10 protein-coding genes are annotated in these 6866 nt (G+C 55.7%); all 10 read left to right on the top strand.

From position 1 onward, the window contains the following. Positions 1 to 18 precede the first annotated feature (18 nt). The 10 genes from HQL52_19510 (at position 19) to HQL52_19465 (ending at position 6467) form a co-directional block, all read left to right on the top strand. Positions 19 to 219, top strand: a complete 201-nt coding sequence (locus HQL52_19510; protein ID MBF0371630.1) for a hypothetical protein — start codon at positions 19 to 21, stop codon at positions 217 to 219. A gap of 395 nt (positions 220 to 614) precedes the next feature. Further along, positions 615 to 803 carry a hypothetical protein gene (locus HQL52_19505; protein ID MBF0371629.1) on the top strand — a complete coding sequence of 63 codons (189 nt, stop codon included), beginning with the start codon at positions 615 to 617 and terminating at the stop codon, positions 801 to 803. Beyond that, on the top strand, positions 800 to 1063 hold the full coding sequence (locus tag HQL52_19500; protein MBF0371628.1) for a hypothetical protein: 264 nt from the start codon (positions 800 to 802) through the stop codon (positions 1061 to 1063). Before HQL52_19505 ends, HQL52_19500 begins: the two co-directional genes overlap by 4 nt. Positions 1064 to 1066: 3 nt before the next feature. After that, complete coding sequence (locus HQL52_19495; protein ID MBF0371627.1) at positions 1067 to 3184, top strand: AAA family ATPase; 2118 nt, start codon at positions 1067 to 1069, stop codon at positions 3182 to 3184. Continuing rightward, on the top strand, positions 3184 to 3342 hold the full coding sequence (locus HQL52_19490) for a hypothetical protein (GenBank protein MBF0371626.1): 159 nt from the start codon (positions 3184 to 3186) through the stop codon (positions 3340 to 3342). Before HQL52_19495 ends, HQL52_19490 begins: the two co-directional genes overlap by 1 nt. A 119-nt stretch (positions 3343 to 3461) precedes the next feature. Then, positions 3462 to 3956, top strand: a complete 495-nt coding sequence (locus HQL52_19485) for a hypothetical protein (protein MBF0371625.1) — start codon at positions 3462 to 3464, stop codon at positions 3954 to 3956. A 25-nt stretch (positions 3957 to 3981) separates the two neighbouring features. Next, entirely contained in the window at positions 3982 to 4500 is a 519-nt protein-coding gene (locus HQL52_19480) for a hypothetical protein (protein ID MBF0371624.1), read from the top strand. Positions 4501 to 4517: 17 nt separating this feature from the next. Next, a complete protein-coding gene (locus HQL52_19475; protein MBF0371623.1) occupies positions 4518 to 4784 on the top strand; it encodes a hypothetical protein in 267 nt (88 codons plus the stop codon). A gap of 168 nt (positions 4785 to 4952) precedes the next feature. Continuing rightward, positions 4953 to 5636, top strand: coding sequence for a hypothetical protein (locus HQL52_19470; protein MBF0371622.1), 684 nt, complete (start codon positions 4953 to 4955; stop codon positions 5634 to 5636). Positions 5637 to 5687: 51 nt separating this feature from the next. Beyond that, entirely contained in the window at positions 5688 to 6467 is a 780-nt protein-coding gene (locus HQL52_19465; GenBank protein ID MBF0371621.1) for a Rha family transcriptional regulator, read from the top strand. Positions 6468 to 6866: the final 399 nt, after the last annotated feature.

Genomic DNA, 6866 nt, shown 5'->3' with positions numbered 1-6866 from the left:
TTCTGGCATGGAAAAATCGTGTCAAGAAATATCGTGCTGCCACCTCATTTTTTTTGGGGGGGCGAGCAGTTACCTTCAAGAAATAGGAAAGAGCGTCTTGAAGGGTGGTATAGAGATGAAAAAAAGATAAAAAAGCGCGGAGCACTTCAACGCACTGCTGATAAGGAGGGCATTACTCGACAAGTGCTCTCTAAAATTTTAAATCGCCCCGAACTATGAACGGCCCCGCCCCCCTCAAAGAACGGCACCCCCAAACGGCACCCCCCGTGCGAAAACCATCCAAGAGAACAAAAAAACCTTTACCTTTCATATGGTAACAAAAAAGATCAAATGCACCCTTGACGGCATCCCGGGATGCCGTGGAAATGGTATTAGCCATGTTCAACGCCCATCACTCAGGAGCAGATCATGGCAAAACCTCACGATTCAGACCGGCTCGTTCGAGCAACCGAAGCAAGGAAGCGGCTGGGCAATATTTCAGCTTCATCCCTATGGCGTTATTGGAAAAAGTACGGACTTCTCCCCCCGCCTAAAAAAATCCGTGGCATCAACTGTTGGCCCGAATCCGAAATCAACAAACTCTGCGCTACGGTCGAGAAATGAGGGGGGCGGTCATGGAAAACAAAACCCCCGGCGGGAACCGGGGCATGGTGGTGCATCTTGCTGGCGAGCTTGACGGCCCCAATATTCCCCCAATCCCCGAAGATAATCAACCGATTTTCAAACGTAAACGCCAGCCTGGACGACTGGTCCGCAACCTGATCGAGCGTCGGCGCTGGCGACCAGCAGGAGGTGGGGCATGAGCGTCACCACCGAGGCTTGGGAGCGGCCAGGTACGGCTGAGCATGTCTTGGTCAAAATCCTCAGATCCCTGGTACGTGATGGCCGTTGCTCTCCTGAGTCTGCGACTGGCCTTTATCGGCGCACGGAGGGAACCGCCCCCCTGACCGATTGGCAGGAATTCGAGGCCCGAAAACAGGCTTGGATTGCCGGTCATCCTGATGCCACTCCTGAAGAATACGACCAAGCTGTTCAATGTCTGGTCGATGAACTGGGGGTGTAAGCCATGGCCACCCCATCTTTCGGTGAAGCCTACAACCGCCTGGGCGAATCTGGCCAATTGGCGATCTATCAGCGCCACGGCGGCGGCACTCTCCAGAAGCGACCGACAACCAATCCTCTGACCGGCCAGAACGAGAAGGCCAACCCGGCCTTCGGTCTTTTTAAAGGTGCTGACGGAAAAATCAGATGGCGGGATCAACGATCAGGGAGTGGTGGTGATCTCTTCGATTTTTTGAGTCACATAGCTGGTGAAGACACGGCTCGTGCCGAGCTTGGCCTGAATGGCGCTCACAGGGGGCACAACACCGAGGGAAACGCCGTCCAGGACAACAGGACTCGCGCCCAGGAACTTTGGAAATCTTCTGTCCCAGATTCCGGTCCGGTAGCCGCCTACTTGCAATCCAGAGCCATCACCGTTCCGGTGCCGAAGGCGATCCGCCACCACGCCAACAACCACCTCATGGTGGCAGGGGTCCAGGGTGTCGATGGGCAGTTTCTTGGAATTCACCGGATCTGGCTGAACGATCCTCCACCAGGAGAACGCCGCCGAAAAATGATGCTTGGCTTGGTTCGCGGTGGTGCTGTTCGCCTTGGTGAGCCAGTTGACAGTCGGTTGGCCCTGACCGAAGGCATCGAGACCGGTTTGGCAGTTCAGCAGGCCACCGGCATTCCCACGTGGGCCACGCTGTCAACATCAGGCTTAAAGTCAGTCCAGATTCCAGCTGCCATCAAAGACCTTTTGATTTTCGCTGACAGCGACACAAGTCAAGCGGGCCAACAAGCCGCACAGGAGGCCGCACAACGGTTTGTGAAGGAAGGCCGAGACGTTCGGATCGTCTACCCCATCGATCAGCGCGGAGCGCCTTCCAAGGCCGATTTCAATGACCTGCTGATACACGACCCATCCGGTCAATCAATCCGGGATCGGATGGCGACAGCAGAGACAGTCAAACCGGATCAACCAGAGGGACTGTTCCCTCTGGAGTCAGCCCGGATCGGTGACTGGATTCACACCCCACCACCGGCCCGTCGATGGTTGCTTGACGGTGTTCTCCCGCTTGGAAAGGTGGCCTTGTTGGTGGCACCTGGAGGCTCGGGAAAAAGCTTTTTCACCGTTCACTTGGCCCTGAGCATCGCAACTGGCCTGCCGTTGTTCGACGACTTGATTGTGACCGAACCCGGTTCTGTATTGGTGTTGGCCGCCGAGGACGACGATGAAGAGCTTCATCGGCGGTTCCACCGTGTTGCCAGCCAGATGCTTGATGGCGTGCCAGATACCAATCACCGCCATCAACTGATCCATGAACGGCTGTTCGTCCGATCCGTGGCTGGTATGAGCAACCTGATCACCCAAAAAGTGGGCAACGAGACGACCCGAACCGGTTATGTGGACCGGCTCCTGACAACAGCGAAATCGATTCCCGACCTCAAGTTGATCGTCATCGATCCCGTCGCCCGGTTTCGTGGTGGCGAAGAAAACGCATCCGAAGACGCTACCAGGTTCGTGGAGGCTCTGGAGCATACTGCCAGGGAGACCCACGCCACTGTCTTTGCTGTGCATCACACCAGCAAGGCATCGATGGCCACGGGGGCACCGGTCAGCCAGGCATCGGCCAGGGGATCGTCTGCGCTGACCGATGGTGTTCGATGGCAGGGGAACCTTTCCCCAATGACCGAAAAAGACGCGGGACGGCTGGGCATCAAACCTAACGACCGGAAGCGCTACATCCAGCTCTCCATCACGAAAAACAATTACGGCCCCCCGATTCCAGACACTTGGTTGAAACGGGGCAACCATGGCGTTCTATCCATAGTTGATCTGACCCCTGGTGATCACGCCGAAAATGCTGAAATCCTGGCCCGGGTAGTTGCACTGGTTCGGGAGCGATCTGCCGGTGGGATGGAATATAGCCGGAGAGCGTTTGAGGAGCGCTTCAGCGGTCGAGCTGGAGAGCTGAGAATTTCCAGGCGGCGGGTGCGGTCGATCATTGCAGATGGTCTGGAACGGGGGATTCTCGAACTCCGGCCACCAGCCAATCCGATCAAAAACACCCACACAATATTGGGGGTCAGTCAGGCGAAATCCCCACCCGAGGACGACGTCATCCTGGAGGAATTTTGATGTGTGCCAACATGGAATTTGGTGCGCCGTTTGGTGCGCCGCGCCAGTGCGCCATGGTGCGCCAAAATAATACGGCGCACCAAAAACCCAATAAAAACAATGACTTTATGTGCGCCGAAAATTTAGTGCGCCAAAATAATACGGCGCACATTAACTAATTGAAAAATAATAACTTTTTGGTGCGCCAAAATGGCCCCCCTAAAGGGGGGATAGGCGCTTTTGGCGCGCCACTCCCCAAGGGGGCCTTTAGCAGCCCATCAGGAGGTACCTAGTGAATGTGGCTTTTGAAATCTTGGAGGCAGTGAAAAAGCACCAGGCCACCCTGGTCTTGACCGGCGGAAAAATCCAACTACGCGGTCGAGCCGGATTGGTGTCCCAGGAACTTATGGATCGGATCCGGAAAAACAAGTCCCGCCTTGTACAGGTATTGTCCGCTGGGCCAGACCCGCTACCGGCAATCCACCCCGAGCATCACCAGCAGATCCTGGCGGCAACCGATATATTTTTCATAAAGCACGGCCCCCGGCTGGAGGCGCTGGGGTGGGACAGGGAAAACCTCTTTTCTGGCCTGGATCCAGAGTCAGCCCAAGACTTCGACGACATGCCCGCCTTACCCCTTCTGCTGGTGGATGGGGCCGACCTGGCTTATGCCGATACTGACCGCCTGGAGTTTCACATGCCTGGTGGGAGGCGTCTGGTCTGGGTCAAACCGGGGATGTGGCTGGCCGGTGCTGCGGCGGAACGTCACCTTCAGGGGAGCGGAACACAATGAAAAACTCACTTGGATCAGAATTTAAATGCGACTGCAAGGCCGGGGTTGTCTGGCGGGCTATTTCCGGGCCGTGGCGCTGCATGCGGTGCGATCCACCCCGGAAACGGGCAGAAATATGGGAGACCAAGCGATGGGCATGAAATCGAGGCGCAAAGGCGCAACAGGTGAACGAGAACTGGCCGCGTTGCTGCGGGACCACTTGGGGTTGAATGTGACGCGTAACCTTCAACAGTCCCGCGATGGTGGTCATGACCTTTCCGGGCTGGCATTGGCATTGGAAACGAAGCGGGCCGCCAAACCCCTCCTGAAAGCTTGGTGGGTGCAAACCTGCGAGCAGGCCAAGACAGCGGGGTTGGTGCCCTGTTTGGCATATCGTCTTGACCGGCAGCCCTGGCGATTTGTCATGGCACTGGCCGACCTGATCCCAGACTGCGAAAACCAGCCGCGATCATTGGAGCTGACGGCCAACCTGTCCCTGGAATCCTTCTGCCTCTTGGCCCGGGAGCGGTGGGTTGATGGTGCGGAAGCGATAGAGAGTCCCTGATAGATAGGATCGGCATCATGAAGCGTGACACGTCACAACCAGCAAAAAATAAATCAGCTGAACGAATGCGGCGGCTTCGGGAGCGGCGCAAAAGAGGCGTCCTTCGGGTGATTTCCTTCGAACTGTTGGAGCGGGACATCGATGTTTTGCGGAGATATGGGGGGCTGTCATCGGGGGCAAATCCGAATTCTGGCGAAATCGAAACAGCCCTTGGGGAAGTTCTCGACCGGTTGGAACGTACAGCACCTCATATGGTGATTCAGAGCCTGATGGTGACCGAATGAGGGGCGCGGTTGCCGTTCTGGTTGCCAGGAAAAAGTTATTTTGAATTATCCCAGAAACACCAACAACGCATTGTCTGTAAAAGGAAAACTTGATTGACATCCCCACACTGGTTGCCGGTGGCAACCAAAATGCAACCACTGACCAGATGCCCGCAAAGGACGCTGAACATGAAAAGCTCACGACCCCCAAGCCACAAACAGGCAACCGCCCTGATCGTCCGAGCGAAACGCGCCGTCAGGGCCATCATGGCCGCACAGAAACTTTGTCACGAGGATGCCCGTAAGGCCCGGCGACAAAGGAAGCGTCTGGAGACTGAGAACAGCCCTTTTCACGCTCACTGCATCGCAAATCTGAACCAGCAGGAAGAGGCCGCATGGGAAGACGAGAAAAGTCTGGATCAACAGCTTGTTGACATGGGCCGGATGCTATTCCGGGGGGTGATTCCAGTTTTTTCCCAGCAGGCCACCGACCACGACATGGCGGCGTTGCTCAACTGTCACCACACCACAATTCAAAAAATCCGGAGGGAATATTCAGCGGAACAGGCGACCTTCCAAAAGCTAATTACGGTCCACAAGCTTGAGGTTCGGAAGGATGATGTTCTCGTCGATTTCTACGATGAGGATTGCCCCCTCTTCCATGCCTGGATGGCCTTCTTTCAGGAAGAACTGAGGGGTAACCGTGAACTCCGGGATACCCTGAACAAATCATTCGACGAGCATTTTCCAGACATTCCCAAATATCGCACCCGTACCAACGCCAGCGGCCAAGTGGTCCAGATGGAGCGTATCAGGCCCCCACTGAAAGTTATCGAGCCTGACGGGAGCGTGGGCCGGGTGGTGGAGAGGTAATCAGAGCGGTCCCGGGGCTGTACGTCCCATTCAAACAGAAAGGCAAATCGCATGAAGACCATTCCAGAGTCGAAAACGGAAATCCAGCTTGTGGAAGTTAACGGGGAACCGCTCGTGGATTCCCGGATCATTGCCCAGGGTCTTGGCAGCCTGCACAAATATACTCTCGCCTTGATTCGAAAGTACCAAGAAGGGTTTGAGGAGTTCGGGAAGGTGCTTTTTAAAAAGGCACCTTCGACATCTGGACAGAAAGAGACATTCACACTCCTCAACGAAGATCAGGCCATTTTCCTGTTGACCTTGAGCCGGAACAGCCCACGGGTTGTGGTGTTGAAAAAAGGACTGACCAAAACCTTCGGTCGCTACAGGCGGGAAATTTTGCGGTTGGCCCGTCAAGCTGAACGCCGAGCCCAGGTGGAGTGGCAAGCGGCTCGGACCAACGGCAAGATCGCCCGACGGGAGGAGACGGATGCCATCAAGGAGTTTGTTGAATATGCCCGGCAGCAGGGGAGTGAAAACGCTTTCCGGTATTTCATGGTCATCACCAAAATGCTCAATCAGGTGCTGTTTCCCAAGGAGCCCGGCAGATCCCGCCCAAAGGATTTCCGGGACCAACTGGACCAGCCCCAGCTGAACGCCTTGGAGATGGGAGAGCGGGTTGTTGTCCGAGCACTGCGGGAAGGGATGGCGTCGGGTTTGCCCTATCGGGAGGTGTTCCAGATTGCCAAGGGGCGGGCTGTCATCCTGGCTGATGTGGTGGGAATGAACATTACCCCTCTGGTGGGTGACGCACCGGCCAACAGTGCGGGTGTCTTGTCGAGGGTGGCGTGAGCACACCAAAGGGGATGCTGCTTCAATTGACGCACCACCTGAACGGCTCCTGGGGACCATTTTTGGTTCCAGGGTGGGGTGGTCTCGGAAAAACGTTAAAATGGCGACAGTGTACGTTTTATGGCCAGGAAACGGTATTTGTGATTGACGGCATGCCCAGGCCATGGGTAGTTTGAGGGAACGGGGCCGAAAACCCCTTACAGGCGGAAACCGCACCCGTCAGACTATGCGGATTTTTTGTGCCCGAAATCTGGCATGGGTTTCCATGCTTCGGTTCCTGGCCGGGTGTGTGGCGAATACAAAACCCTTCCCTGGGAAATAAATGTTTCGGAAAAACAAAGTTGGAGATTAGCCATCCTAATTGGAAATTCATTTGTCTGATGGCTTGTTTTTTTGGAC

Source organism: Magnetococcales bacterium (assembly GCA_015232395.1).
Classification (GTDB): domain Bacteria; phylum Pseudomonadota; class Magnetococcia; order Magnetococcales; family JADFZT01; genus JADFZT01.
Note: the sequence above shows the minus strand (reverse complement) of the source record. Positions and strands in the feature narration are given on the sequence as shown.

Bases quoted from the DNA above. Each gene is read 5' to 3' on its own strand.
- HQL52_19505 (MBF0371629.1), top strand. From the start codon at position 615: ATGGAAAACAAAACCCCCGGCGGGAACCGGGGCATGGTGGTGCATCTT.
- HQL52_19500 (MBF0371628.1), top strand. From the start codon at position 800: ATGAGCGTCACCACCGAGGCTTGGGAGCGGCCAGGTACGGCTGAGCAT.
- HQL52_19495 (MBF0371627.1), top strand. From the start codon at position 1,067: ATGGCCACCCCATCTTTCGGTGAAGCCTACAACCGCCTGGGCGAATCT.
- HQL52_19490 (MBF0371626.1), top strand. From the start codon at position 3,184: ATGTGTGCCAACATGGAATTTGGTGCGCCGTTTGGTGCGCCGCGCCAG.
- HQL52_19480 (MBF0371624.1), top strand. From the start codon at position 3,982: ATGCGACTGCAAGGCCGGGGTTGTCTGGCGGGCTATTTCCGGGCCGTG.
- HQL52_19475 (MBF0371623.1), top strand. From the start codon at position 4,518: ATGAAGCGTGACACGTCACAACCAGCAAAAAATAAATCAGCTGAACGA.
- HQL52_19470 (MBF0371622.1), top strand. From the start codon at position 4,953: ATGAAAAGCTCACGACCCCCAAGCCACAAACAGGCAACCGCCCTGATC.
- HQL52_19465 (MBF0371621.1), top strand. From the start codon at position 5,688: ATGAAGACCATTCCAGAGTCGAAAACGGAAATCCAGCTTGTGGAAGTT.